Annotated in this window: 1 protein-coding gene; it reads right to left on the bottom strand. The window is 66.1% G+C overall.

What is annotated here, in order from left to right; all coding sequences use genetic code 11:
- On the bottom strand, positions 1-425 hold a 425-nt coding region (locus tag AC1DBX_RS20685), incomplete at its 3' end, for a hypothetical protein (protein ID WP_476932672.1).
- Positions 426-437 lie beyond the last annotated feature (12 nt).

The raw sequence follows: 437 nt of genomic DNA, 5'->3' as shown, positions 1-437 counted from the left end.
TAGGCGGTGATAAACCCGATCAACCGTGGCTCGGTGACGGTGAGGTTGAAGGTCACGGCGGAAACCTTCGCCGGAATCCCGTGGGCCCCGCCGGCCTGGAAGGACACGCTCCCGTCCGGGCGCACTGCAGCAGAAGTCCGCGTGTCCAGGAAGCGGGACGGTTCCGTCGGGACGAACGCCCCCGGCACGTCCGGGACCCCGGGCAGGTAGTAGCCGGAGACGTCGGCAATGAGATGCGTGGTGCCGTAAGRGCGGTTGAACAAGGTGACCTTGCCGTCGGCGCCGACCGGTACGGTGACGGAGTTCGCGACTGTCTGGCCGGCGAGGAAGTTCACGTTGGACGAACCGGGCCGCTGTGTCCCGGAGGCGTAGGCGGTGATAAACCCGATCAACCGTGGCTCGGTGACGGTGAGGTTGAAGGTCACGGCGGAAACCTT

Source organism: Arthrobacter sp. 10N44_2, from assembly GCF_056394385.1.
The sequence above is the reverse complement of the archived record's forward strand: the minus strand, read 5'-3'. Positions and strand labels throughout refer to the sequence as shown.